Here is a 25,356-nt window from a genome sequence, read left to right as displayed (position 1 = left end):
GTACAATGACCTAATATGACCAATGAACTATCAATAGGGTTCTGTGCGACCATTAAGAAGTTAAGAAAATTAAGACTTAAAATTAAGATTGGTTAGTCGGCATGACGATTGACTAATGTACAAATGAACTACTGGCCAATGAACTATCAAAGGGGTTCGGTGCGACCATTAAGAAGTTAAGAAAATTAAGACTTAAAATTAAGATTGGTTAGTCGGCATGACGATTGACTAATGTACAAATGAACTACTGGCCAATGAACTATCAAAGGGGTTCGGTGCGACCATTAAGAAGTTAAGAAAATTAAGACTTAAAATTGAGATAGATTAGCCGCCATGAACAATTGACTAATGACCAAATGGCCAATGAACTAATGTCAAAAAAAAAGTCCCGATTTGCATCGGGACTTTTTTTATAAATTCGGTACTAATTATTCTGCAGATGCAGCTTCTTCAGTAGCTTCGTCTTTTTTAGCTGCTTTTTTTGCAGGTGCTTTTTTTGCTGGTGCTGCTTCTACAGCTGCTTCAGCTACAACTTCTTTCTTTGCAACTGCTTTTTTAGCAGCTGGTTTAGCAATAGCTGCTTCAATTTCAGCATCAGTGATAGGAAGTATAGAAACGTAAGATTTGTTATCTTGTTTCTTTCTGAAAACAACCGTTCCATCAACTAAAGCAAATAAAGTATGGTCTTTACCAATACCAACACCTTTATCAGGGTGGTGTTTTGTTCCACGTTGACGTACTAAGATATTTCCAGCGATAGCTAATTGCCCACCGAAAATTTTAATACCTAAACGCTTACTATGCGATTCACGTCCGTTTTTCGAACTACCGGCTCCTTTTTTGTGTGCCATGATTTTATATTTTGTAACTCGCCAAAAAAGCGAATTATTGGGTTAACAATTAATTATAGAGTGATATCAGAGATCTGAATCTTAGTGAAAAACTGGCGGTGACCATTTTTCTTTTTGTAACCTTTTCTACGTTTTTTGTGGAAAATAATTACTTTATCACCTTTTAAATGAGATACGATCTTAGCTGAAACTTTAGCACCTTTAACTGCAGGAGCACCTACAGTAATTGCACCACCATTATCAACCAACAATACATTATCAAATTCAATACTAGCGCCTTCATCTCCTTGCAATCTGTGTACAAAAAGGTGCTGGTCTTTAGCAACTTTAAATTGCTGCCCTGCTATATTTACTATTGCGTACATTGTTTAAATATTAGTTTTTTAATTTTTATTTAACGAGGTGCAAATATAGAACAAATTCAATTAACACACAAACACATATCGAAAATATTTTTAGTATTAAATTAATTTTTATCCCACCCTACTGCGATCCACCTGCTCAACTCGTTTCAATAGCCCAAAAAGAGCTATCTTTTAATAAATCCAAGGCCACTAATCTAGGAAATATACCGGATTTATCAGTGCTCCAAACCTAAACCATTTTCTATACTACTTCCTCCATATCACATCTGTGGTTCAATATCATTAGGTCAAGCTTCTTTGTTAAAAAATGTTAAAGCCTATTTTTATTACGAATATTTCGTAGATTTACGAAAATTAAATAGAATTAAAATCCTATACAATGAAACTTATCTTAACCACCTGTTTGGCTACTGCCTTATTATTTTCGGCCAAAGCCCAAGAAACTGATCAAGCACTGGCAAGGGTGCGCTATACTTTTACCCATGTTAACGATACCACCGAAAGAGACAAGCCCAAGGTGGAGAACATGCTGCTGGTAACCGGAAAAAATGCTTCTGTTTACACCAGCTACGACAAATTAAACCAGGCACTGAACATGCAAAAGCAGGTACAGGAACAGATTAAAAACCAGGCAGGCAACAGCAATTTTAAAATCCAGGTGAAGAGTGAAAGCAAAACACCACTTACCCAGGAAGATTATTTTTTCTTTGCGAACGAGCATAAAATGATTACCAAAGAGCGCCTATTTAACAATTACCTCGTTGAAGAGCCCACTGCCACTATAGACTGGAAAATAGCAAAAGATACCATGAGTTTTTCGGGAGTTGCCTGTCAAAAAGCAACAGCGCGTTTTAAAGGCCGTAACTGGATTGCCTGGTTCGCTACCGATATTCCTTTTCAAAGTGGTCCATGGAAGTTAAATGGCCTACCCGGACTGATTATTGAGGCCTATGACGATAAAAAAGAGGTAAAATTTGAATTTGCGGGGCTGGAAAATGTAAAAGATGCGGTTGCTTCTACCGGTTCGGATAGCGATATAAAAATCGAAGGTCCTAATGGCGGTGTAAGTGCTGTAAAAATTACAGGTATAGATGTAAGTACCAGTTATCTTGGTTCGGAAATTAAACTACCTGTTGATGCCATTAAAACTACCCGCAAAGAACTGGACAAACTAAAAGCTGCCAGAGATAAAGATCCCCAGGGTTTTATGCAGGCACAAATGGCTGCAAGCGGTATGCAGGGCTCTTTCAGAACGAACCTGCCACCGCGCCCTGCGGGTACGGCCAAAGCCAAAGTTGAAGAAAACAATCCAATAGAACTTCAAGAAAAGAAATGAGAAAGTACGCTTTAACGTTATGGATGCTGTTTGCCACTTTCTCTGTTTTTGCTCAAAAAGCACTTAGGGGAACGATTAAAGATGCAGGTGGTAAAGTGATTGAATCGGTTATTGTAAGTTTGAAAGATCCAGAGGGCAATGTGATCAATTTTACGCGCACAAATAAAAACGGCCAATTTACCCTTCAGCTCAAAAACGATCAGGTTACAGGTTATAAGATAGAGGCTTCGAGCATTGGTTATAAAAAACTGGTTTCAACCGTTACCGATGCTGCTAAAAATTATGACCTCACTTTACAGCATAGCGAAACCACACTGGAAACAGTTACCGTAAAAAACCGTCCTTCGTTGACCGCCAAAGGCGATACCTTAAACTACCGTACCTCTGATTTTGCAGATAAGCAAGACCGGAGCATTGGCGATGTAATTAAAAAGATGCCAGGTGTGGAGGTGGCTGAAGATGGTAAAATCAGTTACAACGGAAAATCAATTTCAAACCTATATGTGGATGGAGATAACCTGCTTGACGATAAATATAATATTGGCACTAAAAGCATTCCCCATGGCGCGGTTGATAAGGTACAGGTGATCCAAAACGATCAGCCCGTTAAAATGATGCGCAAAAACAACATGAGCGATGATGTTGCCCTAAACCTGGTTATTAAAGATGATGCCAAATTAAAGGTAATGGGCGATGCAACAGTTGGTGCCGGCACTCCGAACCGTTTTGACGAAAACCTGACGGCGATGTTGTTTAACAAGAAATTAAAGTTTATCAACAACATTAAGGGCAATAATACAGGCAACGATCCGGGCATTGATCTTACCTCGCACAACTTGGGCGATTATTTAAAAAAACTCGATAATGATAAACCCAGCGGACTCCTTTCAACAGGTGCTGCTGGGGTACCATCCTTACCGCAGAGCAGATACCTATTTAATAAAGCGGGACTGGTAAACCTGAACAATCTCTACAAGTTTAATCAAGATTTGCAGTTAAGGGCAAACTTATATTACCTCTATGATCAACGGCAGCAGCGGTACAATAAATTTTCAGAAACCTATCTTCCTGATCAAACGATCCGCTATGCCGAAACGCAGGATAACGCCATCAATCCGCAAAAATTAAGGGCGCAGTTTAACCTGAACGGGAATGCGGATAAGTATTACCTAAATAACAATTTTGTATTGGATTATGTGCCGCTAAAAACCACTTCGGGCTTCGTAATCAACAATATTGCGGCCAGTCAGGTATTAAAACAGGAAACTTTCGATTTATCGAACGAATTTAACTACCGGAAAAAATTAAAATCGGAAGATGTGGTTAACCTCTACTCCTTTTTAAACCGGACAACCCAGCCAGAAACCTTAAATATTACACCTGGGCTTAATGCCGACATTTTAAATAACGGAAACAGTTATCTGGGTTTAACGCAATACATTAAAATACCAACCTGGTATACGAATAACTATGCATCTTTTGCTTTTGTAAAAAACAATTTTGTTCAAACTTATAAGGCCGGCTTCAACATACAGCAGCAACAACTTCATTCGGCGCTTTACCGCACACAGAACAACCAGCAAACAGAACCTGTTAGTGGAAATACGGTAAACAGTTTAGACTGGCTCAAAACCAAATTTTACACCGAAGCCACCTACGAATTTAGCAATGATAAGCTAAAGGCAGGCTTAAGTTTACCGCTGAGCTACAACCAGATCAATTACAGTGATAAACTGAACCAAATGGACAGGGATTTAAGCAAGCTGTTTTTGAACCCTGCATTAAACATAAAGTACCAAACCAGTACCGAAAACTATTTAACAGCAAATTATGCCTTTAGGAACGACTTAGGTGGGATTGATGACGTTTACCGGGGTACTGTATTAAAAAACTACCGCTCCCTTTTTGCTAATAATGCTCCTATTTCCGAATCGAAAACACACAATATTGGTGCAGGCTTTAATTTTAGAAAGGCTATGCAGATGTTATTTTTTAATGTAACGGCCAACTACAGCGATGCGGAACTGAACACCATTTCTTCTTACAGTTTGAGCAATAACATTCAACAGAGACTGGTACTGCCACTAAGCAACCACATCCGCTCACTTTCATTTAACGCAAATGCGAGTAAATATCTTTTTGCCTTAAAAAGCACGGTAAATGCGGGCCTTGGCTTTTCGCAGAGCCAATACAATCAATTACAGAACAACGGGTTATTGGCCATAAACGCCCAAACTTTTTTTTATAAACTGGGAGTTGAAGCCAAAATCAACAATTTTATCAACTGGTCATATCAGGCAAATTTTTCGGTTACCAACAATAAATCGAAAACTGCCGAGGCGATAAGAACCAATTTCCAACAGCTGAGGCAGCAATCTACCCTGGCCATTACAACAGCTAAAAATGTGTACCTGAATTTATCAGCCGAACATTTGTTCACGCATCAATCTACGCAGCCGAACTTAAAATACCTTTTTGCTGATGTAAACATGCGGTATAAATGGCTAAAAATGAAAACAGATATTGAATTTGGCATAACCAACCTGGCTAATATTAAAAGTTTTGATGCAGTTTACCTTTCAGCCAACTCGCTTACCACCGGAACCTACTACATCCCAGGAAGAGTGGCCATGTTAAAGGCTTCGTTTAACTTCTAAATCAGGCCGTTGAATTTATTTCCCACTGATTAAAGAAGATAAGCACAGAACAATGTTAGGCTGAAAATTAACAGAAATCTTAGCAAATCGGCGAAATCTCTTTGATCTGCGGGAGAAACCGGCAGCATACTATTTCCAGCTATCAGGGCTTTGTACTGATCTGAATATACTGTCTGTTCTGGTCTATCTGGAGATCTGTAATCATCTTAGGATTAAGCTTTTCAATATCTTCTTTGCTTACTTTCTTTCCGTTTAAGTAATAACCAGTAGAATTTATCAATATATTTTTCACCTCTTTATCAGTACCTTCTCCAGCCGCCTTTGCCATGTTTACAGTTGAATTCACCACAAAAACAGCAGTTATTTTTTTACGCTTAGCTTCAGGTATTTTACCCAAACCCATATCTGCCTGATCGGCAAGCATCACCTGCTCATTTTTTTCGTTGGCAGCAATAGAATCAGTAAAGGTAAATTGTTTAACAAAAGTTCTTTTTGATAAACCCATTTCTGTGTTAAAATCAAATTTAACATTGCCCTGCATTTTTTTCAACTCTTCTGCTATAGGGTATTTCAATGAATCATTTTCCCGATTAAATGCTTTAAAAACGAAAGTCATTTTAGTTGCAGTATCAATTCTTTTAACCAGTGGTGCAGTCTTCTTTTTGTTATTAAGTTTAACACTGTGTTTTGTTGCGATTAAAGTATCAGATTGTTGTTCAGGCATAACCTGATCCACCATTTGGGTTAATGGGGCTAAATTCCTTTCAACAGTTTTTTTATCGATGGTGAAAGCCAGGGTTACGCAAAGCAAAACAGGTAAAACAAAAAGGTAACGGGTTAAATTAACTTTGGATGAGCGTTTGGCATTCATCATTTTGATCCGTTTTTTAAGATCAGATAAGCTGAAATTATTAACAATGGCAACCGAATGCTGCAGTGTACCCACATCCAGCAAACTGTACTGATAGGCTTTTTTGTCGATACCTTTTCTTAAAATCCTGGCATCGGTAATAAATTCGATATTCTCACGCACCGCTTTTTTCATCAGCCAAACCCCTGGATTAAACCAATAGAAAACCACACAGATTTCGGCCAAAATAATATCCAGTGTATGCCATTGCTCTACGTGCACTTTCTCGTGCGCCAAAATATTGCCTAAATCTTCTTGTTTGTGCAGTGTTGGATTAATATAGATAGTTTGCCAGAAACTAAACGGGCTCACCTCATCGCTTAATATCCTTACCGGATACTGATTCAGTTTATCGGGCGAAGAATTTCGGTGCATCCGGTATAAAGAAATAAACTGCACCGCTAAACGCAGGGCCATTAATACCACACCTGTATAAAAAAGCACAGCAAGAATTTGCCAAACCAATGGAACGGTATCCTGCTTTACCAACTGGCTTACCTGATGATTAAACTCCGGAACAAATGCAGGCACCGATTGGTGACCGCTGAAAAAATTGGTGAGGTTAATAAATGGATAGGCAGAAGAAAAAATAATGCCAAACAGTAGAAATGCCCTGTTTATGGCATAAAAGGTAAGTCTGCGCAAAACCAGATAATAGGTGGCCGAAAATAAAATCAGCACCAGGTTAATCTTCAGTAAAATGAGAAAGAAATGTGGCATGGCCTTTACTTTTCAGGGTTCTCGATTAAATTGATAATTTCTTTAAGTTCCTCGGCACTGATCTTTTTATCCTTGGCAAAAAAAGCTACAAGTTCTTTGTACGAACTCTGGAAATAGTTGTTGACAAAACCGCTCATAAAACGCTTCTTATATTCTACCTCTTTAACTTTTGCACTATAACGGTTGGCATTGGCAAAGCGTTCGCTTACCAAATAACCTTTGCGTTCCAGGTTTTTAACGGTCGATGCCAGTGTGGTATAGGGTGGCTTAGGCTCTGGCAGTACATCCATAAAATCTTTTATAAAACCCTTACCAATCTGCCAAACAGCCAGCATAGCCTCCTCTTCCTGCAATGTTAATTTTTCCATACTTACGAATATATCGTAAATATACGAAAACATCCTAAAAAGAAAAGACTTTAACAAAACACTAACAATTAGCGCTTTATTAAAGTCTTAGGATTTGTTGGCAGGTTAACTTATTGATTGACCCAAAAGGCAGAAATACTATTTTCCGCTTCTTCTTTCGGCCTGCAATAATGTTTCTGCAATAATTTTGCGCATTTGAACAGCCGCATCCAGCAATTTGGGGTTCCCATCAAAATCGCCATAAATAACTACATGCTTCGATTTCTCTTTGTACTTAAACAAAATATCGTAGCGTGGTACCGTAAGCGACTTTTCGCTCCTTTTCCCAATCGTATCAGGAAAATTCCAAAGTCCTATTTCATTGGCTTTACTGTGCATAAACAATATATCGTCGCTTTTTAAGAACATTTTCTTTTTAATGGTCGAATCTGCACCGTTCACGTATTGATATTCTCCGGTAGCGGAGTTGTAATGGTTTTCTAAGGTGTCCTTAATCCCCCATTTGTATTCCATCGATACAAAATCCTTTTTCCTGAATGGTGCATTCTGGATAATCGGCTTGTAATAGATATAACAGTAAATGATCATCGGAACGATAATGGTAATGGCTAAAAATATTTTTTTCCCTCTACTTGACACTTTTATATTGAATTATTGAATGAATGAATTATTGAATGATTGAATTTGATGTAGACTCCATACTTACGACTTTAAACTCCAGGCTCCTTAAGCTCTCCCTCCCATTTACTTACCACAGCTGTAGCAATACTATTGCCCACTACGTTTGTTGCCGAGCGCCCCATATCCAATAAAGGATCGATACCGATCAAAAGGGCAAGGCCAGCCTCAGGAATGTTAAAACTGGCAATGGTACCTGCAATAACCACCAAAGATGCCCTTGGTACCCCCGCAATACCTTTACTGGTTAACATTAAGATCAACAGCATCGATATCTGCTGCTCAAAGCCCAGATGAATGCCATAGGCCTGCGCAATAAATAGCGAAGCGAAGGTCATGTACATCATCGAACCATCTAAATTGAACGAATAGCCCAAAGGCAAAACAAAGCTTACAATTTTATCTTTACAGCCGAAACGCTCTAACAACAACATGGTTTTAGGATAAGCAGCCTCGCTACTTGCCGTACTAAAAGCCAATACTGCAGGCTCTTTCATATCGTTTACCAAACGGAAAATGCGTTTTTTCAATACCAGGAAGCCTAAAAATATCAGTAATGCCCAAAGAATGGCCAAACCGAAATAAAATTCACCGATAAAAATGGCATAGGTATTTAATACGTTAAGTCCCTGTTTAGCTACAATAGCGGTCATGGCCCCAAACACGGCCAGTGGTGCAAAGTTCATTACATAACCGGTAACCTTTAAAATTACATGGGCAATGGCATCAAATGCTTTAATTACAATTGCACCCATATCGCCTATTGCGGCTGTGGCTACACCAAAAAACAGCGAGAATACCACAATCTGCAGAATTTCGTTGGTGGCCATCGATTCGACAATACTTTTAGGAAAAACATGCGCTATAAAATCTTTAACGCTCATTGCAGCCTTTTGTATGCCCGTATTAACCAACTGATCGGGTAATGGCAGTTTCATGTGCTTTCCTGGCTCAAATAAATTTACCAAAATCATGCCCAATACAAGCGACATTAACGACATGGCCAAAAACCAGCCCAATGTTTTGCCACCAATACGGCCAACGGCTTTTATATCGCCCACTTTGGCCACACCAACTACCAAAGTTGTAAATACAAGTGGTGCCACAATCATTTTGATCAGGCGAAGAAATATATCACTTAGCAGGGTAAAATACTCTAGTTTCTTCTCCCTAATATCTTCATTTTCCTTTTTGATTTTGGCCGTAGCTTTTTTTTCTGCTTTAAGCTGTGTGTACACACTCGTGGTAGTATCGGTCGATTTTGCAATGCTAACCTCTATACTTTTAACTTTCGCATCGGCATTGAGAATATTCTGGTTATAAACATCTATCGAATTGACATTTAAAATATAGCCTAGTGCAATACCTGCAATCAACGCTATAAAAATAAAAAGCGTGAGTTTGTTTTTCTTCATGAATAAAAAAAGTTTGTGGCAACTTAATTTGGTAAAACTACGATATTTACGGCTTGTAACAAATTTTGATATCTCCCGCCCTCAAAAAATATATTATTTTTGGCATCTGGTGTAACAAAAACTGTACGCTATTATCTAAAACGCAACTATTAATCTCTAAATGGAACAAAAGGACAAGTTATTTAAGCAGATCTTCGATTCGAATTCCAAAAAAATATTCCATTTATGTTATGGTTATACCGGTGATACCGATGCCGCAAATGATCTTTTACAAGAAACTTTTTTAAAGGTTTGGCAAAACCTGGATAAATTCAGGAACAAATCCCTTATTTCTACCTGGATTTACAGGATTGCGGTAAACACCTGTTTAACCTATTTAAGATCGGAAAAACGCCAGGCCAAAGATGAATTAACAGATAACATTATAGAAAATAAGGTAGAAGAGTTTTCAGAAAAGAACGAACAGGTAGCCCTACTTTATAAATGTATTTCTAAACTAGAAGAAAATGACCGTTTAATTATCACCATGGTACTTGATGAATTACCATACCATGAAATTGCAGATATTTCGGGCATAAGTGAAGGCAATTTAAGGGTAAAGATCCATCGTATTAAACAAAAATTAACAGAATTATATAGCCAGTATGCAAGCGTTTGATCAAATACAGGAGTTGTGGCAAAAACACGAGGTAGAAGTTAAGGTTTCTGCCGATGAAATGTTACAACAAGCTAAGAAAGAGGTAAATGGATTAAAGCTTAAATCTGCTTTTAACATTTTGGGTATGCTGCTATCCTTTATTGCCATTGCGGCATTATGGATATTCTTTCATTTCGAATCGTGGACAACCCACGTAGGCATAAGCATTACCATTATTGCCATTGGTGTTTATACCCTCATTTTATACCGCGATTATAGGCTGATTTCGAAGAACGATTTTACCGCCCATCCGCACGAGTACCTCAACAACCTAAAAACCTATCAATTAAACCGTTACAAATTATACAACTCCTTATATTGGTTTTACGCCATTGCCCTTTCGTTGGGCATTATCTTCTACTTTGTAGAAATTCTGAGCTATTTTAACATGGCCCAGAAAATAATTGCAGTAGGCTTAACGGCACTGTGGATTATTTTTTGCTCAACCATTTTAAGAAAAGCCGTAATGAAAAGGGAAAAAGAAAGAATTGCTTTACTGATAGAAAAATTTGAACGCATCAGCGGACAGATTTCTACCCCTGAATAATTTTAGGCACGGTTTTTTCACTGTAAAAAGCAACACACGAAACCACCGAGATTTTTCATTTTATAGACGAGAAGATGGATCAGGATGGCTTCAACAACGTTGAAACTAATTTTATATAGGTGAAAAAACGCATTATATCCTTTCTACTTTTGCTGGCCTTGCCATGTGCTTTTGCTTTTAAACAAGATGTTAACGTTCCGGTACAGCTGGATTGGGAAACCCACTTTAAAGGTAAAGCTGACCAAAATTCGCCATTTTTTGCTTTAACGGCAATGACCTGGCAATACAGCTATAGCAGTACCGTTTACCGTAACCGTGTAACCATTAAGCTTAAAAACGAAGTACGGGTGGATAAAAACCGGTCGTGGGTGAAGTGGGATAAAATTTCAGATCCGCAGATCAGGGCAAGCCTTTTACACCACGAACAGGGCCATGTGGATATCCAGTACATTTTGCTTTTAGAAGCCGAAAGGGTATTAAAAAACAGAAATTATTCGGTTAGTAATTACAAAGCACAGATTTCAGAGCTGGCCAACCAGATTAGCAGTTATTTTGATACCATGCAGCGCAATTATGATGAGGAGACCGAACATGGCAGCAACCATAAAATGCAGGCGCGCTGGGATGAAATTATCCAAGATAAGATAGCAGAATCAAAAGCTGCATCGGCAGAGCTACAGCCATAATTTTGGAATAAAAACAATCCCGCCTACCAGTAAAGCCAAAAACGCAGCTACCAGAACCGCAGCGGCTGCAAGATCCTTTACCACCTTAATTTTGGGATGATAATCAGGCGAAACCACATCGGCGAGTTTCTCAATTGAGGAATTTAAAATTTCGGCCACAAAAACAGCTGAGATAACGGATAATATTGCAATCCACTCGAAAGCTGATATTTTTAGGTAGAAAGAAAGTGCAACCGCAGCTATTGCAGCAAAAAGATGAACCCGCCCATTATGATCGTGAACAAAGAAAAGTTTCAAGCCGTTAAATGCGTACTTAAAGCTTTTGATGCGATCGATAATTGAAAATTTTTGAGGTTCTTTATTCATTTTTAGCTTTAAGAAAAGATCCTGAAATGAATCCGGGATGACGACCGTTTGAAGCGGACGTAACTACCAATTTGTCATGCTGAATTTATTTCAGCATCACTCTTTTAAATTAGGCTTCACTTCACTGGTAGAAAAACTGTTTCCGCTTAATTTATACTGATATGTTTTGGTTAACGTTTTCGTGCTATCTGCCGGATCTTTTGCCGGAAAGGAGCGGAAAAGATCGCCGTTTTTGATAAAGAATTTATCGTTACCAACATAGCCTTTCTTCTGGTTTATGTTTAAAGATGGAAAACTGATCTTATTAAAATCGCCCCCAGCATACTCAAACACATTCAAATCAGATACATTCTTTTTGCTCAGCAACTGGATGTACAACTCAGGGTTACCATCATTGTCTAAATCCATATTCCAGGCATCTGTTATGATCCCTTTGCGGTCTACAGCTGCAGAACGGTAGTTGTTGCGCACTGAATCGGACATTAAAATCTGATAACCGCCCACAGAGTCTACCCCTTTTCCCCAACTTACAATTTCAAAGTTTAACCCTGGCTTTACTTCAATATCCTTGTAAAAACGGAAGGGATTTTTTGCGGTAGGAGGTGTTTCTATTTTAACTTCTTTAGGTTTTTCTTCGGTGCATGCAAAACAAAACAGCATCCCTGTTATTAACAAGAGATGCTGCAATGTATATTTCTGTAGTTTCATTCTATCTAGGACGTTTTTGGTTGCCCCAAATTAAGTATTTTAGCCTACGAAAGCAATTCTTTTTTATTTCTTGCTATCGGCTTTAACATCTGGCGCACCATTATTTAAAACCGTTTCTGTGGTTACGCTTCTTCTACCACTTGGTGCAATAACAATGGTTTTTAACACCCGTTTTTCTCCCTGTGGAACCATAATTTTAATTGGCGAGGTGTATAAGAATGCGTTTTCTGATGGACGCGATAAATCAATAGAATAATAAATTTTTGCACCGGTAACTGGCGCTTTCAAATCGATGGTAAAATCTCCTCCCGTTAAAGGTTTATCGCTCTGGCCAATTGGTGTAGGTACCCAAAAATTAACCCCCATTTTATCCAAACGGGCTAAATGCGCAGGTAAACGTTCTTCTGAAAAGTTTTTCAAATCCTTGCGTTCAACCGGCGACCATGCAATTTCGGATAAGGCCAACAAACGTGGGAAAGCATGGTTTTCTGCTTTAGCAGTTGTTTTAATGTATTCAGACCACATATTTGCCTGTACGCCTTTAATGTATTTTCTTTCATCAGCCGTTAACACTTTCGGAATCGGATCATAAGCGTATATTTTTTGGTAAGGGGCAAATCCGCCAATAGTTACCGGCTCATCAGGCGAGTTCGACTGTTTGTGATCGATATATAATCCCATCGATCCAGGCGTCATAATTACATCGTGTTTTTGTTGAGCAGCAGCAATACCGCCATCTTCTCCCCTCCAGCTCATTACCGTTGCATTTGGTGCCAAACCACCTTCTAAAATCTCATCCCAACCGATAATTGAACGTCCTTTGCCATTTACATGCTTTTCGATGGTCTGGATAAAATAGCTCTGCAGTTCGTGCTCATCTTTCAGGCCTTTTTCTTTCATCAGGTTCTGGCAAAAAGTAGATTCTTTCCAATAGGTTTTAGGCGCTTCATCACCACCGATATGGATATATTTTGAAGGGAAAATAGCAATTACCTCATCAAGGATATTGTTCAGCATGGTAAAGGTATTTGTTGATGGCACAAAAATATCATCAAAAACACCCCAGGTTTGTTGTACCTGTTTGCCTTTTCTGCTGCCTGCCCATGGCGTTTTATCGCTGATAAAAGTATCGCGGTCAGGGAAGCAGCTCAGTTCAGGATAGGCGGCAATTGCAGCAGAGGCATGACCAGGCAATTCAATTTCCGGAATTACGGTAATGTATTTCTCGGCTGCATACCTCACAATTTCTTTGGCTTCTTCTTGTGTATAAAAACCTTTAACCTGGGTAAGGTAATTTCCGTTACCAGGGTAATTGCCAATAATGCTACCGTTACGTGATGAACCTATTTCGGTTAGTTTTGGATATTTCTTAATCTCTAATCTCCAGCCCTGATCATCAGTTAAGTGCCAGTGAAAGGTATTGATTTTATAGTAAGCCAAATGGTCGATATACTTTTTGATAAAAGAGATCGGGAAAAAATGACGGCAAACATCAAGCATGGTTCCGCGGTAAGCAAAACGTGGATAATCGTTAATATTTACAGCCGGGATGGTAATTTTATCTGCAACTTTATCCGGCATCATCTGCATGGCCGATTGCACTGCGTAAAAAAGTCCTGCTCCCTTGCCTGTTAAAACAATCTGGTTCGGGGTAACTTTAATGGTATACCCTTCGGCCGGTAACTTATCTGCTCCAACAGATGTTAAAATAATGGCTTTTTGGTTCAGTTGGGTAGTTTTGGTCTCTCTTAAAGCAAACCCAGCCTTTGTAACGATAAAAGCGTTTAATAAATCAGCCATTTTTGCGCCTTCAATGCTCTGGTTTACTAAAACTGTTGTTTTATCTAAAATAAAATTTCCGTTTGCCCGGGTTATGGCTACAGGTGCAGGTATGATACCCAGATTAGGATCGCGCTGCGCAAATGCACTTGTACTGATTAATACTCCAATAAAAATCGATAATGCTTTGTTCATGTCGTGTTTTGGTTTTTATAGATTTATTTGATTGTTAGAACCAAGATAGAGATTATGGGCAGATTCCTAATCCCACATTCTTGTTACAATCAAAATCAAACGTTTGAGTGGGTAGCACAATGCAGATAAATGTGTAATTCTTTTTATGTATTATTTAAGGTTGTTATTAACCACAGATAAAAATGATAAACACAGATGATCTTTTTTTGAAAAGCAGCTACAGTAGCGTTTAGGTTGGGGCAGTCCCGCTCCCGCTTCTGCCAATTTGAAGAAAATTTGCATCCCGCTTTGATCGGGTTTAAGTGGCACAGTCTGTTCAACTATTTAGGGCTGCAAGGTGCAGAAAAAACCATGAGCATGATGCTACTCAACCGACAATAATAGCAGAAACCGGAGTATTTAACCTGATCCGATGACTATCGGATGAAATGAAAAGCCCGCAGTCCCGATTTTCCATCGGGAGAGGACTTCGAGAGGATAGCCGGACGAACGATAAAAAGAAACACTGCTATTGCTTTCCAAAAGAGAGATCGAAAGTTTTGTAAAATAAGATCTGTATTGATGGATCTTTCCACTCTGCGAGGCTCCGGTCGAGAGGACGATTTTATATAAAAAAGAGAAACCATTGCTGATTTCTCTTTCCTTATATACTTTATAAATAATATTACGCTTCTACTGGGTGTTCTTTAGCAGCCAAATACCTTTCAGCATCAAGCGCGGCCATACAGCCCGAACCCGCAGCAGTTACTGCCTGACGGTAATACATATCCTGAACATCGCCACAGGCAAAAACACCTTCTATATTGGTTAAGGTAGAACCTGGTTTAGTGCTTAAATAACCGGTTTCATCCATATCCAGCTGACCTTTAAAAATATCGGTATTTGGTTTGTGGCCAATGGCTACAAAGAAACCTTCTACAGCGATATCAGATTCCAAACCTGTTTTGTTATTTAAAACCTTAACAGCTGTTACGTTTTTTCCGTTACCCAAAATCTCCTGGGTTTCCGTATTGTAGTGCACTACGATATTAGGCGTAGCCAAAACGCGGCTTACCATCGCTTTAGAAGCCCTAAATTCATCTCTACGCACCAACAGGTGCACTGTTTTACATAGTTTTGCTAAATAAGTTGCTTCTTCGGCCGCGGTATCACCTGCACCAACAATGGCTACATCCTGTCCTTTAAAAAAGAAACCATCGCATACGGCACAGGCAGAAACACCAAAACCATTGTATTGTTGCTCGCTAGGTAAACCCAACCATTTTGCTGTGGCACCAGTTGCAATAATTACCGTATCGGCCGTAATGGTTTTAATTTCATCAACTACCACTTTGTGTGGAGCTGAAGAGAAATCAACTGAACTTACGTAACCAAAACGGATATCGGTACCAAAACGTTCAGCCTGTTTACGAAAATCTTCCATCATTTCTGGACCCATAATGCCTTGTGGGTAACCCGGAAAATTTTCTACATCTGTTGTTTGGGTAAGCTGTCCGCCGGCCTGCATACCAGTGTACATAATTGGTTTTAAATCAGCTCTTGCAGCATAAATAGCAGCGGTGTAACCAGCAGGACCAGAACCTATAATTAAACACTGAACGTGTTCGTTTTCTTGTGACATTATTTTGTGTGTTTGAAATTCATTAATCGTAGCGCAAATTTAATGCTTTAAACAATTGTTAACAAGCGCACATTGTCAACATAGTTTACTTATTAACAATACCAAGCACAGGGCGGAAAGCGCAAACCTTAAGGCGTAATATGCAATGTGCTAAACTTGGGTATATTTAGGTCAAAAAAAAACTGTAAGATGGCAAAATCCTAAAACATTTTAAAATAATAGGTATCCAGAATAGAAATCTTTAGTAAGATAAAAGATAGTGTCAATAAAATATAAAATCTTGGCGTTTGAAAGTACATTTTCATCATGTAAATCTTCGAGAATAACACCTAAATTATTATTAACATAGTCATTGTTTCTATTATTAATGAAGCCATTGTAAGATAAAAATTCTCTTACTTTATTTAGGTCTGTAATTTCCGTTGACACAATAAATTCCTGTTTAACAATCGAACAGAGATTCCCATCAATAGCTTTAAAACCTAAAAATTCGTAAGCTGTTGCAGGAAAAAAGTAATTATGGATCAAAAGACTATCGAAATAATCAAGCCAATACTCATAAAAAACAGCCTCATTAATTTTAATTACATGAAAATCATCATAATAGTAAACTCTTTGCTCAGCACCAGCACTGATAAATTTGCATTCAGAGATTTCTTGGGTATAAAATAAATTTTCGCTGTGAGCAAATTCTATTAAATAGATTGCTTCTTCTCTTTTGAGATGCTTTTGTTTTTTAGATCCGAGGCTTGTTTTCTCATTTGTTCTAAGGAAACTTTGCACTTTTTTGAGTTGGCTTGTTGTCCCAACCGATCCATTTCCGAAAATGATATTTTGTAATTCATTTTTTATACTTTTCATTAAAAGCTTATGTCAAAGTTAATAAAATTATTTCTTTTCTGACATCCTCCTATTAAAACTAAAAGGTAACAGTTAACTACACCTAAGTCTGTATCACCCCAACATTAAATTTTTTCGTAATTGGCGATTGATTGGCCGCTTCTATGCCCATGGATATAACCTTTCTGGTTTCTAACGGATCGATAATACCATCTATCCAAAGTCTTGATGCGGCATAATAAGGTGTGGTTTGACTATCATATTTATCTGTGATTTCCTTTAAGAGTTCGGCCTCTTTTTCTGGCGTAATTACTTCTCCTTTTGCTTTTAAAGAAGCTTCCTGAATCTGCAATAAGGTTTTGGCTGCCTGAGCGCCCCCCATAACCGCAATTTTAGCTGTTGGCCAGGCATAAATTAACCGCGGATCGTAAGCTTTACCGCACATGGCGTAATTACCTGCACCATACGAATTGCCTAAAACAATGGTAAACTTGGGCACAACTGAATTGGCTACGGCATTAACCATTTTAGCACCATCTTTAATAATGCCCCCATGCTCTGATCGGCTACCTACCATAAAACCGGTAACATCCTGCAAAAAAACCAATGGAATTTTTTTCTGGTTACAGTTCATGATAAACCGGGTGGCTTTATCGGCACTATCCGAATAAATTACGCCGCCAAACTGCATTTCACCTTTTTTAGATTTGACTACTTTACGCTGATTGGCTACAATACCAACTGCCCAACCATCAATGCGGCCTAAACCGCAAACAATGCTCTGTCCGTAGCCTTTTTTATATTCTTCAAAATCTGACTGATCAACCAAACGGTTAATGATATCCATTATTTCATATGGTTTATCGCGGTTCTCTGGAAGAATGCCGTACAGTTCTTCTTCGTTCTCTTTGGGCTTGGCCGGTTTAATCCGATCGAAACCTGCATTTTGAGGTGCGCCCAGCATACTCATGATGTTTTTTATGCTATCTAAGCAAGCTTCATCATTGGGGTGCTTATAATCGGTAACGCCAGAAATTTCGCAATGGGTGGTTGCTCCTCCCAGGGTTTCGTTATCAACTTCCTCACCTATGGCCGATTTTACCAAATAAGATCCGGCTAAAAATACCGATCCGGTTTTATCTACAATCATGGCTTCATCGCTCATAATGGGCAGGTATGCACCACCGGCGACACAGGCCCCCATGATAGCTGAAATCTGCACAATTCCGTCTGACGACATGATGGCGTTATTGCGGAACATCCTGCCAAAATGCTCTTTATCCGGAAAAATCTCATCCTGCATGGGCAGGTATACGCCGGCACTATCTACCAAATAAATTACGGGCAAACGGTTTTCCATTGCAATTTCCTGTGCACGCAGATTTTTCTTAGCCGTCATCGGAAACCAGGCCCCGGCTTTCACCGTGGCATCGTTAGCAACAATCATACATTGCCTGCCGCTTACATAACCAATGCCGCAAACTACACCGGCCGATGGGCAGCCACCCTGTTCGGCGTACATACCATCAGCAGTAAAAGCGCCAATTTCCAAAAAATCCCTATCCTTATCAATCAAATATTTGATGCGCTCGCGGGCCAATAACTTGCCCTTTTCTTTTTGTTTGGCTGCATTTTTTTCGCCACCGCCCTGATATATTTTTTTGAGTTTGGTTTTCAGTTCGTATACCAACTGTTTATTTACATCCTCATTTTTATTGAATTCGATATTCATAACGGCAATTTAAATTTAATTTTATAAAAACCGTATTAACCAAAACGGTTTCTGGTTCACGACCGGTTTTTAAGCACAGTGAAATAAAGATAAATTACCTAGGCCATAAAGTTCAACATATAATATTAGTGATTAGCTGTGGTTGTTTTCTCGTTTAAAATGATATTTTTGGGTAAATCCAAAACATGGAACTAACCATCAATATCCCTGCATTATTATTTCCGGCCATCAGTTTGATTATGCTGGCTTATACCAACCGTTTCTTGGCACTGGCCAGCTTGGTAAGAAGTTTGAAATCAAAATATGAAGATGGCGATAAAAATTCAGCACTCCATAAACAGATCGAAAATTTACGTTACCGCTTAAAACTGATCAAAAACATGCAGGCTTTTGGTGTATTGAGTTTTGCCAGTTGCCTTTTTTGCATGTTCTTTATTTACCTGAACCAGAATACAATTGCAGAAATACTTTTCGCCCTTAGCCTGATTTTCTTCATGATATCGTTAATTATCTCACTGATTGAAATTCAGATCAGCACAAAGGCCTTAGAACTGGAGCTGAGCAGCTTGGAAGCGCTAGATGATCCTTCCATTGTAGGCAGGATTAAAAAGAAGTTTGAGAAGGATTAACAGCCAAGTAGATAGCCGCCTATTTAACCTCAAATGTTGATAAAGGAACGTTATTGATTGTTCTCTTTGTACCAACATTTGAGGTGGGTATGAAATAATTTACTCAGTGATAAAGTGATACAAGAAAACCACCTCGCCGTTAAAAGCAGGTTTCTTCTGTCCTTCAATTTCCATTTCGATGCCCATATGCACCTTTGTAACACCACGAAGGTTAATAATCGACGCCAGTTTTGCCTTTAGCCTAACCTGGCTGTTAACAGTAACCGCTTGCGCAAACCTTAAATTTTCGATACCATAATTGATCTCCATTTTCAGGTTTCTGATCTCTACAATCTGTTTCCACAAATATGGGATTAAAGATAAGGTTAAATAACCATGCGCAATTGTGGCTTTAAAGGGGCCTTCGTTCTGTGCCCTTTCTTCATCAACATGTATCCATTGATGATCAAGCGTTGCATCGGCAAATTTGTTAATCTGTTCCTGTGTAATGGTGTGCCATGAAGAAACGCCCAATTCTTTCCCTAAATGTCGTTCAAATTCTGCGTGTGAAGTAATAATTTGCATTGTTATAGTTTTAGTTCCTTTTAATAAGGTCTTTTGTAATATTTTGTTTTTCTGCGAATTAAAGATTGATCAATTTGGTTAATGGCCTATGGCCTATGGTTGATGGTTTATAGTTGATGGCTTATGGTTAATAGCTTATTGTCCATAGCCTGACTGCCAATCCAACTATGGACTATGGACTATCGACCATGAACTCACAACCTTCCCCTGTTCTAACTCAAATTTCTATCCCTAAACCAAACTTCATCGGGTACGGCAGAAAAACCGTCCATTTTATGAATTAAGATTTCGGCATCTGCCTCATTGAAAACCAGATCGCGGTTAGCTTGCTTTAAGAACCTGTTCTGCACCATCATATCCATTTGCGCAAATAAGGGATCATAAAAGCCATTTACGTTTAACACGCCGATAGGTTTGTTGTGCAGGCCGAGCTGCAACCAGGTTAACACTTCGAAAAATTCTTCCAATGTACCAAAACCGCCAGGCAAAATCACAAATCCATCGCTCAAATCGGCCATTTTCTGTTTTCTCTGGTGCATGTTTTCAGTAACGATCATTTCAGTTATACCTTTATGGCCCACTTCTTTATCCATTAAAAACTGTGGGATTACCCCAGTTACCAAACCATCCTGCTCCAGCACATCGTTTGCCAAAACGCCCATTACCCCAACGCTGCCACCACCATAAACCAGTCTGATCTCTTTTTCCACCAGCGTATCTGCCAATTGTTTTATTGCATTGCGTAAGGCTACATCACCGTTAAAGTTTGAGCCACAATACACACAAACCGATTTAAGCTTATTCATTTAATTTCAAAATTTACCCGAAGTTAATATTTTATCGGCTTTATGTAAATTTTAATTCTGCACAAAGCCAATACAGCCCATAAACAAAAAAGGAATGGCATTACGCCACTCCTTTTAACCAAATATATGAGAGAAAGATTATTTCAACTAAACAGCCTAGAAGGCAAAACGGATGGTTGCACCATAGGTCCTAGGATCGCCAAGTACACCTGCATATAAACCAGAGTTACCTGCTGCAGCCTGTAATTGCTCATAATAGTTCTTGTTTGCAATGTTTCTGCTCCAAACAAACAGCGAGAATTTATCTGATTTAAATCCTAACCTCGCATTAAACAAAGCATAACCTTTAACATTTAATACGTTAGATGGAGTTGGGTTTGAAGAATATTCAGAACGGTAGCTGGCATCACCCGCAATAAAATACCTGCCCTCTTTGGTAGCCAGCTGACCTGGTGTACTCAACTCGGAACCGCCTGAGATATTCCATTTCGATATACCCGGTAATCTGCCGCCAGAAGCATCTTTAAATGCAACCTGCGTAGCTACGCCGTTAATATTTTCAGTATGTCCGGTTTCTTCTAAAGGAAGCGGTGCATTGGTAAATTTAACATATTTGCCATCTAGATAAGCAACAGCTGCATTTAAGGTTAAAAACCTTTCTAACTGATAACTTCCATCAATTTCCAAACCTTTAACCTTAACTTTTTCGGCGTTGGCAAGGTAGCCCCTGTTTACACCCAACTGTGGCGATTGAACATTGGTTTGGTAATCTTTAATGTCGGTATTAAATGCACTGATGTTCACAATGGCACCTTTAAATGGTTTTGTTTTAGCACCCAATTCGTAATGCTGAACATATTCTGGTTTTACAACTGCTAAAGATAAATCGGCAGCTCCGGTAGAAGTGGTTGGCAAACCGCCTACGTTAACACCAACTGGTTTATAAGCCGTTGAAAAAGTTCCATAAACATTTAGGTTATGTGTTGGACGGTAAGAAACCGTGATGTTACCTGAAAGATTATTGTTATCTACCTTGGTTGTAAATTGTTGGTTGGTATACACAGCTGCTTTAAGTGCTAACAGGGCTGCATCATTGGTTTGTAGGCCACCGTAAGTTACCCTGTCGTAATTCACGTCCTTTTTATCATAAGTATACCTTAAACCTGGTAATACGTGCAGGTTCTTTAAAAATTCCCAATCAACCTGAGCAAAAATGGCCGCACTTAGCGATTTAATGGTCGAATTGGTTTTGATACCAAAGCCATCCAATAAACCAGGAGTTGAGTATAGCGCCTGACTACCGGTGTTACTGGTTTGTACAAATCTCCACTGATCTTTACCAACTTCTTCAGTTTGTGATAAACCCTTTAAATTTTGCGCTAAGGCATACACACCGATTACTCCACTTAATTTTTCGGTAATGTTACCTGCATACCTTACCTCTTGCGAGTATTGATCATGGCGTGAATTACCCTGTGATTTGGTCAAGGCTGCTATTTCTGAGAAATCCCTGTCGTTTGTTGGATCCCAGTTCCAGAATCTCCAAGCGGTAGTGGATGTCAATGTTCCGTTGCCGATTTTATAATCTACATTTAATGAAATTCCACCAATAGATTGATTATGTCTCCATGGGGTATTGGTATTGATCTCTCTTGAAAAAGGATCGATTTTAGGTTGTTGATAGCCTAAATCAGATACAATTTTGGCATACTGACGGTAGGCGCTTCTTTCGGTTTGCGTAACGCCTGCAATTACCAAAGGATAACCGGCTGGATGCTGTATACTCACATCGCCACTTAACAATACCTGTAATTTATCGGATGGCGTGTAATATAACTGACTTTTAAACCCAAGGTTATTTTGTCCGCTGTATTTACGTTCTTCCCTGGTATTCCAAATAGTTCCATCGCGCTGTGTACCCGATATTGAAATTTTAGCGGCAAGATCTTTTGCCAGTGCGCCAGAAACTGAAGTTTTTGCCTGGATGAAGTTATAATTTCCGACACTTAATTCTACTTTTGCACTTGGGGTTAGTGTTGGTTTTGTGGTGGTAATGTTAAAAGCACCTGCTGTAGTATTTTTACCAAATAAGGTACCTTGTGGACCGCGTAAGATTTCGATCTGCTCGATATCCAGAAAATCGGTTGAGGTTGCTGCCGGACGGGCATGATAAACACCATCTACATAAAAGCCTACCCCCGGGTCGATACCATCGTTAGTTAAACCAAAAGTAGAACCTAGGCCCCGGATGTTAAGGGTTGTATTTCTGGCATTAGAAGCATATAACTGTACAGATGGAACCAGTTCTTTTAAACGGTTAACATTGAAAGCGCCTGAATTTTCTGCTGCTTTACCGCCGATAACGGTAATTGGAATAGGCACATCCTGCAATACTTCCGAACGCCTTCTGGAGGTTACCACAATTTCATCAAGTAATGCACTTTCTACCAAAACCAATTCAATCGGGGTATCCTGTAATTTTAACACCTGAAAATCCTGTGGCTTGTAACCAACTGAACTTACCTGAAGATAAAATGGGGTTTCTTGTTTGGTACTGATGCTGAAAACACCATTATCATCTGCAATGGCGGTAATATTTGTGCCTCTTATCTTCACTGTTGCACGCGGTACAGGCTCGCCACTTGCACGCTTAATTACGCCTGTTATTGGACTCTGGGCAAATGTAATGCTTGCCGAAAGCAAAAATGAAAATAGAATTAGTAAACTTTTGTTCATGATTGGTTATAATTGTTTGGTTTAAATATTGTTGATTAACGACCCGTTCGAAGATATTTTAAAAGTGATTTTGAATGGTTGCAACAACAATATGAGCGTGGTTTTTGATTCGTTTTCATAATTATTATATAAATCCTATAGATTTAGTCGACAAATATATTAAAAAATTTTAGCTGCCAAATTTTATTTTGTGATTTTTATATTATTTATATTGATTTGTAAACCTCGCAGGTTTTTGAAACCTGCGAGGTTTTTGAATTAAATTGACACGAACCAGGGCGAGGACAACCTAAGCCAAGCAGCACCAACTCAGGTAATATAAACCTGATAGAACGGAAAGCCCACAGCGAGGTACGAGCGAGGACTTCGAGAGATAGCAGGGCTATCAGCTGCCATTAGCACCGAACCCAACATTTCCAAAAAAAATATTATCCACCTAAGGCACCTTAGAACACCTAGGCGTTAATTTGTTTGTCATAAAAAAACGGGGCTATCGTTAACTGATGCCCCGTTTTTTTTAATTTATTAATAAAAATCAGTGAGGTATTTACCTTCTACCCTCTTACCTTAAACCTTATCTTGTATAGTTAGGTGCTTCTTTGGTAATGGTAATATCGTGCGGGTGGCTTTCGCGCATACCTGCTGCAGTAATCTGTACAAACTGTGCTTCTTGTAATGCTTCGATATTGGCTGCTCCACAATAGCCCATACTTGCACGTAAACCACCAATATACTGATACATTACCTCTGCCAAAGTACCTTTAAATGGTACACGGCCAACAATACCTTCGGGTACCAATTTCTTGATATCATCTTCTACATCCTGAAAGTAGCGGTCTTTCGAACCCTGTTCCATTGCCTCTATTGATCCCATTCCACGGTACGATTTAAATTTACGTCCTTCATAAATAATCGTTTCGCCTGGCGATTCTTCCACACCTGCAAATAAGGATCCTGCCATTACCGTACTTGCACCAGAAGCAATTGCTTTGGCAATATCGCCAGTATGTTTAATACCACCATCGGCAATAACCGGTACACCGGTACCTTTTAAAGCTTTGGCACATTCGTATACCGCATACAATTGTGGCACACCCACACCAGCAATAATACGGGTGGTACAAATGGAACCCGGACCAATACCAACCTTAACGGCATCGGCTCCTGCATCTGCCAAAAATTTAGCAGCTGCCCCTGTCGCAATATTACCTACGATAACCTGTAAATCGGGATATTTAGCTTTAACTTCTTTCAGCTTATCAACCACGCCTTTGGTATGGCCATGGGCAGTATCAATGGTAATTACATCAACACCGGCATGCACCAAAGCATCAACACGCTGTAAAGTATCGGCAGTTACGCCAACGGCTGCGCCAACGCGTAAACGGCCACGCTCATCTTTACAGGCTGCAGGGTAATTTTTAACTTTCGATATATCTTTAAAGGTAATTAAGCCGCTTAAATAACCGTCTTTACTTACAACAGGAAGTTTCTCTATTTTATGGTTCTGAAGAATTTCTTCGGCCTGAACCAAGGTAGTACCTTCGGGTGCAGTAATCAGATTTTCTTTGGTCATTACTTCAGAAACCGGTCTTTTCATGTCCTTTTGAAAACGCAGATCGCGGTTGGTAATAATGCCTACTAATTTATTATCGCTGCTTACCACCGGAATACCACCAATTTTATGCTCTTTCATAATTTTGAAAGCATCGGCAACCACAGCAGTTTCCAATAGGGTAACCGGATCTTGGATCATACCACTTTCCGAACGCTTAACCTTGCGTACTTCACTGGCTTGTCTTTCAATCGTCATGTTTTTATGTAACATACCAATACCGCCGTTTTGCGCAATGGCAATAGCCAGCTCGGCTTCTGTTACGGTATCCATTGCTGCAGAAATCAATGGAACGTTAAGTTTAATTTTTTTCGTTAAAAAAGTGGACGTATTTACTTCACGTGGCAAAATTTCGGAATATGCGGGCACCAAAAGTACGTCGTCATATGTTAAACCTGTGGCAATAAATTTTGTGGAATCGAGTTGCATAGCAAATAAATTAGGATTTATTATTTGCCAGGCAAAGATACAAAAAAACCAGGAAAATAAAAGTGGAAACGCAAATATGGATAAATATTAGCCTCATTTGACAATC

The 25,356-nt window shown here is 39.1% G+C and carries 22 protein-coding genes; 6 read left to right on the top strand and 16 right to left on the bottom strand.

Going from position 1 to position 25,356, the window contains the following annotated elements:
* Positions 1-428: 428 nt before the first annotated feature.
* Both rpmA and rplU read right to left on the bottom strand, forming a co-directional pair.
* Positions 429-851 carry a 50S ribosomal protein L27 gene (gene rpmA, locus ACS5PU_RS23110; protein WP_439461522.1) on the bottom strand — a complete coding sequence of 141 codons (423 nt, stop codon included), beginning with the start codon at positions 849-851 and terminating at the stop codon, positions 429-431.
* A 53-nt stretch (positions 852-904) separates the two neighbouring features.
* Positions 905-1,216 (bottom strand): 50S ribosomal protein L21, encoded by a 312-nt coding sequence (gene rplU / locus ACS5PU_RS23105; protein WP_025146774.1) that lies wholly within the window; start codon positions 1,214-1,216, stop codon positions 905-907.
* 379 nt (positions 1,217-1,595) lie between these two features.
* On the opposite strand from rplU, the gene ACS5PU_RS23100 reads away from it, so the two are divergent.
* Together ACS5PU_RS23100 and ACS5PU_RS23095 are read left to right on the top strand one after the other, a co-directional pair.
* The gene (locus ACS5PU_RS23100) at positions 1,596-2,552 is read left to right on the top strand and encodes a GLPGLI family protein (RefSeq protein ID WP_439461521.1); all 957 of its coding nucleotides are present in this window, start codon (positions 1,596-1,598) and stop codon (positions 2,550-2,552) included.
* Entirely contained in the window at positions 2,549-5,209 is a 2,661-nt protein-coding gene (locus tag ACS5PU_RS23095) for a carboxypeptidase regulatory-like domain-containing protein (protein WP_439461520.1), read from the top strand. The genes ACS5PU_RS23100 and ACS5PU_RS23095 overlap by 4 nt, the downstream gene beginning before the upstream one ends.
* A gap of 142 nt (positions 5,210-5,351) precedes the next feature.
* Here ACS5PU_RS23095 and ACS5PU_RS23090 read toward each other — a convergent pair whose 3' ends face one another.
* The 4 genes from ACS5PU_RS23090 to ACS5PU_RS23075 form a co-directional block, all read right to left on the bottom strand.
* Positions 5,352-6,839 (bottom strand): M56 family metallopeptidase, encoded by a 1,488-nt coding sequence (locus ACS5PU_RS23090; protein WP_439461519.1) that lies wholly within the window; start codon positions 6,837-6,839, stop codon positions 5,352-5,354.
* Between the two features lie 5 nt (positions 6,840-6,844).
* Entirely contained in the window at positions 6,845-7,207 is a 363-nt protein-coding gene (locus ACS5PU_RS23085; RefSeq protein ID WP_439461518.1) for a BlaI/MecI/CopY family transcriptional regulator, read from the bottom strand.
* A gap of 138 nt (positions 7,208-7,345) precedes the next feature.
* A complete protein-coding gene (locus ACS5PU_RS23080; RefSeq protein WP_439461517.1) occupies positions 7,346-7,846 on the bottom strand; it encodes a hypothetical protein in 501 nt (166 codons plus the stop codon).
* Positions 7,847-7,917: 71 nt separating this feature from the next.
* A complete protein-coding gene (locus ACS5PU_RS23075) occupies positions 7,918-9,300 on the bottom strand; it encodes a dicarboxylate/amino acid:cation symporter (protein WP_439461516.1) in 1,383 nt (460 codons plus the stop codon).
* A gap of 160 nt (positions 9,301-9,460) precedes the next feature.
* Here ACS5PU_RS23075 and ACS5PU_RS23070 point away from each other — a divergent pair, with 160 nt between their 5' ends.
* The 3 genes from ACS5PU_RS23070 to ACS5PU_RS23060 all read left to right on the top strand — a co-directional run bounded on the left by ACS5PU_RS23070 (position 9,461) and on the right by ACS5PU_RS23060 (position 11,230).
* The gene (locus ACS5PU_RS23070; protein WP_039476083.1) at positions 9,461-9,958 is read left to right on the top strand and encodes an RNA polymerase sigma factor; all 498 of its coding nucleotides are present in this window, start codon (positions 9,461-9,463) and stop codon (positions 9,956-9,958) included.
* Entirely contained in the window at positions 9,945-10,544 is a 600-nt protein-coding gene (locus tag ACS5PU_RS23065; protein ID WP_439461515.1) for a hypothetical protein, read from the top strand. The genes ACS5PU_RS23070 and ACS5PU_RS23065 overlap by 14 nt, the downstream gene beginning before the upstream one ends.
* A 119-nt stretch (positions 10,545-10,663) precedes the next feature.
* Complete coding sequence (locus ACS5PU_RS23060) at positions 10,664-11,230, top strand: DUF922 domain-containing protein (RefSeq protein ID WP_439461514.1); 567 nt, start codon at positions 10,664-10,666, stop codon at positions 11,228-11,230.
* Here ACS5PU_RS23060 and ACS5PU_RS23055 read toward each other — a convergent pair.
* The 6 genes from ACS5PU_RS23055 to ACS5PU_RS23030 all read right to left on the bottom strand — a co-directional run bounded on the left by ACS5PU_RS23055 (position 11,219) and on the right by ACS5PU_RS23030 (position 18,471).
* Complete coding sequence (locus tag ACS5PU_RS23055; protein WP_439461513.1) at positions 11,219-11,596, bottom strand: diacylglycerol kinase family protein; 378 nt, start codon at positions 11,594-11,596, stop codon at positions 11,219-11,221. The genes ACS5PU_RS23060 and ACS5PU_RS23055 overlap by 12 nt on opposite strands.
* A gap of 96 nt (positions 11,597-11,692) precedes the next feature.
* Positions 11,693-12,304 (bottom strand): hypothetical protein, encoded by a 612-nt coding sequence (locus tag ACS5PU_RS23050; RefSeq protein ID WP_439461512.1) that lies wholly within the window; start codon positions 12,302-12,304, stop codon positions 11,693-11,695.
* A gap of 63 nt (positions 12,305-12,367) precedes the next feature.
* Positions 12,368-14,278 (bottom strand): beta-N-acetylhexosaminidase, encoded by a 1,911-nt coding sequence (locus ACS5PU_RS23045; RefSeq protein WP_439461511.1) that lies wholly within the window; start codon positions 14,276-14,278, stop codon positions 12,368-12,370.
* A 664-nt stretch (positions 14,279-14,942) separates the two neighbouring features.
* The gene (gene trxB / locus ACS5PU_RS23040) at positions 14,943-15,899 is read right to left on the bottom strand and encodes a thioredoxin-disulfide reductase (protein ID WP_439461510.1); all 957 of its coding nucleotides are present in this window, start codon (positions 15,897-15,899) and stop codon (positions 14,943-14,945) included.
* A gap of 210 nt (positions 15,900-16,109) precedes the next feature.
* Complete coding sequence (locus ACS5PU_RS23035; RefSeq protein ID WP_439461509.1) at positions 16,110-16,760, bottom strand: hypothetical protein; 651 nt, start codon at positions 16,758-16,760, stop codon at positions 16,110-16,112.
* Between the two features lie 82 nt (positions 16,761-16,842).
* Positions 16,843-18,471, bottom strand: a complete 1,629-nt coding sequence (locus ACS5PU_RS23030) for an acyl-CoA carboxylase subunit beta (RefSeq protein WP_439461508.1) — start codon at positions 18,469-18,471, stop codon at positions 16,843-16,845.
* A gap of 185 nt (positions 18,472-18,656) precedes the next feature.
* Between ACS5PU_RS23030 and ACS5PU_RS23025 the strand changes: the two genes are divergently transcribed.
* Positions 18,657-19,100 (top strand): DUF2721 domain-containing protein, encoded by a 444-nt coding sequence (locus ACS5PU_RS23025; protein WP_439461507.1) that lies wholly within the window; start codon positions 18,657-18,659, stop codon positions 19,098-19,100.
* A 99-nt stretch (positions 19,101-19,199) separates the two neighbouring features.
* Here the strand turns inward: ACS5PU_RS23025 and ACS5PU_RS23020 are convergent, their stop codons facing one another.
* The 4 genes from ACS5PU_RS23020 to guaB all read right to left on the bottom strand — a co-directional run bounded on the left by ACS5PU_RS23020 (position 19,200) and on the right by guaB (position 25,250).
* Positions 19,200-19,664: a MaoC family dehydratase gene (locus ACS5PU_RS23020; protein ID WP_439461506.1), complete on the bottom strand. Its 465-nt coding sequence runs from the start codon at positions 19,662-19,664 to the stop codon at positions 19,200-19,202.
* 212 nt (positions 19,665-19,876) lie between these two features.
* The gene (locus tag ACS5PU_RS23015) at positions 19,877-20,470 is read right to left on the bottom strand and encodes a TIGR00730 family Rossman fold protein (RefSeq protein ID WP_439461505.1); all 594 of its coding nucleotides are present in this window, start codon (positions 20,468-20,470) and stop codon (positions 19,877-19,879) included.
* 156 nt (positions 20,471-20,626) lie between these two features.
* Positions 20,627-23,206, bottom strand: a complete 2,580-nt coding sequence (locus ACS5PU_RS23010; protein WP_439461504.1) for a TonB-dependent receptor — start codon at positions 23,204-23,206, stop codon at positions 20,627-20,629.
* Between the two features lie 574 nt (positions 23,207-23,780).
* A complete protein-coding gene (gene guaB / locus ACS5PU_RS23005; RefSeq protein ID WP_439461503.1) occupies positions 23,781-25,250 on the bottom strand; it encodes an IMP dehydrogenase in 1,470 nt (489 codons plus the stop codon).
* Between the last annotated feature and the right edge of the window lie 106 nt (positions 25,251-25,356).

This window comes from Pedobacter sp. GSP4, assembly GCF_051857575.1.
Classification (GTDB): domain Bacteria; phylum Bacteroidota; class Bacteroidia; order Sphingobacteriales; family Sphingobacteriaceae; genus Pedobacter.
This window is presented reverse-complemented; position numbering and strand designations above follow the sequence as displayed.

Bases quoted from the DNA above. Each gene is read 5' to 3' on its own strand.
- ACS5PU_RS23030 (WP_439461508.1), bottom strand. From the start codon at position 18,471: ATGAATATCGAATTCAATAAAAATGAGGATGTAAATAAACAGTTGGTA.
- ACS5PU_RS23045 (WP_439461511.1), bottom strand. From the start codon at position 14,278: ATGAACAAAGCATTATCGATTTTTATTGGAGTATTAATCAGTACAAGT.
- ACS5PU_RS23095 (WP_439461520.1), top strand. From the start codon at position 2,549: ATGAGAAAGTACGCTTTAACGTTATGGATGCTGTTTGCCACTTTCTCT.
- ACS5PU_RS23015 (WP_439461505.1), bottom strand. From the start codon at position 20,470: ATGAATAAGCTTAAATCGGTTTGTGTGTATTGTGGCTCAAACTTTAAC.
- ACS5PU_RS23010 (WP_439461504.1), bottom strand. From the start codon at position 23,206: ATGAACAAAAGTTTACTAATTCTATTTTCATTTTTGCTTTCGGCAAGC.
- ACS5PU_RS23055 (WP_439461513.1), bottom strand. From the start codon at position 11,596: ATGAATAAAGAACCTCAAAAATTTTCAATTATCGATCGCATCAAAAGC.
- guaB (WP_439461503.1), bottom strand. From the start codon at position 25,250: ATGCAACTCGATTCCACAAAATTTATTGCCACAGGTTTAACATATGAC.
- ACS5PU_RS23020 (WP_439461506.1), bottom strand. From the start codon at position 19,664: ATGCAAATTATTACTTCACACGCAGAATTTGAACGACATTTAGGGAAA.
- ACS5PU_RS23065 (WP_439461515.1), top strand. From the start codon at position 9,945: ATGCAAGCGTTTGATCAAATACAGGAGTTGTGGCAAAAACACGAGGTA.
- ACS5PU_RS23050 (WP_439461512.1), bottom strand. From the start codon at position 12,304: ATGAAACTACAGAAATATACATTGCAGCATCTCTTGTTAATAACAGGG.
- ACS5PU_RS23070 (WP_039476083.1), top strand. From the start codon at position 9,461: ATGGAACAAAAGGACAAGTTATTTAAGCAGATCTTCGATTCGAATTCC.
- rpmA (WP_439461522.1), bottom strand. From the start codon at position 851: ATGGCACACAAAAAAGGAGCCGGTAGTTCGAAAAACGGACGTGAATCG.
- ACS5PU_RS23100 (WP_439461521.1), top strand. From the start codon at position 1,596: ATGAAACTTATCTTAACCACCTGTTTGGCTACTGCCTTATTATTTTCG.
- ACS5PU_RS23035 (WP_439461509.1), bottom strand. From the start codon at position 16,760: ATGAAAAGTATAAAAAATGAATTACAAAATATCATTTTCGGAAATGGA.
- ACS5PU_RS23075 (WP_439461516.1), bottom strand. From the start codon at position 9,300: ATGAAGAAAAACAAACTCACGCTTTTTATTTTTATAGCGTTGATTGCA.
- ACS5PU_RS23090 (WP_439461519.1), bottom strand. From the start codon at position 6,839: ATGCCACATTTCTTTCTCATTTTACTGAAGATTAACCTGGTGCTGATT.
- ACS5PU_RS23085 (WP_439461518.1), bottom strand. From the start codon at position 7,207: ATGGAAAAATTAACATTGCAGGAAGAGGAGGCTATGCTGGCTGTTTGG.
- rplU (WP_025146774.1), bottom strand. From the start codon at position 1,216: ATGTACGCAATAGTAAATATAGCAGGGCAGCAATTTAAAGTTGCTAAA.
- trxB (WP_439461510.1), bottom strand. From the start codon at position 15,899: ATGTCACAAGAAAACGAACACGTTCAGTGTTTAATTATAGGTTCTGGT.
- ACS5PU_RS23025 (WP_439461507.1), top strand. From the start codon at position 18,657: ATGGAACTAACCATCAATATCCCTGCATTATTATTTCCGGCCATCAGT.